Here is a 1,243-nt window from a genome sequence, read left to right as displayed (position 1 = left end):
GTCGATGTTGTTCCAAAATACCCACTCGCTTGGTGCCTACTTTCTTGGGGGTCAAATCCTGAGTTTGTTGGTACTGTTGCACCCAGCGGTGTACTGTTCTCTTGGTCACCATGAACCGTTCGGCTACCTGGCGGATGGAGGTCTTACCTGCCTGATAAGCTGCTACAACTCTTTGCCGTAGATCCAAAGAATGGGTTGGCATCTCTTTCTCTCCTTCCTCTTGAATACCTGTACCCTATTTTAAATTAACAGGCTGTACCTCGGAAAATCTAAGCGCCATCTGGGCAGCGGGATCCTCCGGATCATCAAAGAAGATATAGATGTGGGCGATCCCGATGGCAAGGTGGTAGCGAATGAAGAATTCCAAGCAAACTCCTGGATCCCGAACCGTGGTAACAATACAGACTCTGGCCATATTGAATTCGAGCCTTTAGGCAAGTTGCTTGGTTCCTAACCAAGTGTTGATGGTGAAGCGGCTATCGTCAAAGGCTTGACTGGGGCCAAACACTGGCAGGATTTCGTGTATGCAACTGCTAGGGAAGAAGACGATGCTGTTGTTAGTTGGAATCACCTCATCATAGGTTCCATGGAGAATTGGTGGGTGGGGCTTCTGCCTTTGGGTATCGTAAATACGCAGCTCACCTCCTCGGTAGGGCTTGGGCTCTTTGTGAAAGTAGTACACACAGCTTACCTGACGGAAGGCAGTTTGGGGATAAGAATTATCGGTATGGGGAGTAAAGTAGCAGCCATCATGGCTGGCAATCATCTCCATCTCAAAAATTTGGATGTCGAAGTTATCAATGCCTAACTCGAGAAAGATTGTGGGAGCCACCGCGGCAATTTTCTCCCTCAGCAGGGATCCATACTCTTGAAAGTAAGCGTAATCTAGGCGTAAGGAGCGGCGAAACTTGAGAGACTCAGCCTCAGTGTTGTTTTGGCTATAGCTTCTCGAAGGGATAAACTTATCTTGATGAGCAATGGCATGCTGCAAGATGGCTTGGTTGACTTCAGCCGGCAGGAAGTTATCCAGCTTGACGTACTTACAAGGATAGAAGCGGGCCGGCTCTGGCGGATCCGGCTGAGAAAAAGTGAGGGATATCGGATTGGCAGCCAGCAGCAAGCCTGGGCCTAGTTCTCGAATGTAAGCCAAATCTTGCTCGGTTAGGGCTCTGTGTTGGGGATCCCAGCTCAAGAGATGGATCCCTTGGCTGAGCTTGGGAAAAGCTTTTTGCAGATGAAAAGC

3 protein-coding genes are annotated in these 1,243 nt (G+C 49.2%); all 3 read right to left on the bottom strand.

Annotated elements, in window-relative coordinates; genetic code table 11:
* Positions 1-202 (bottom strand): helix-turn-helix domain-containing protein (locus NW858_RS02865; protein WP_414369213.1); only part of this gene is annotated, 202 nt, incomplete at its 3' end.
* A 33-nt stretch (positions 203-235) separates the two neighbouring features.
* Positions 236-367, bottom strand: coding sequence for a glycosyltransferase family 2 protein (locus NW858_RS02860; RefSeq protein WP_414369215.1), 132 nt, complete (start codon positions 365-367; stop codon positions 236-238).
* Between the two features lie 63 nt (positions 368-430).
* On the bottom strand, positions 431-1,243 hold an 813-nt coding region (locus NW858_RS02855), incomplete at its 5' end, for a 2OG-Fe(II) oxygenase (RefSeq protein ID WP_414519708.1).

It is taken from the genome of Synechococcus sp. H55.10, assembly GCF_047502715.1.
Lineage (GTDB): Bacteria > Cyanobacteriota > Cyanobacteriia > Thermostichales > Thermostichaceae > Thermostichus.
This window is presented reverse-complemented; position numbering and strand designations above follow the sequence as displayed.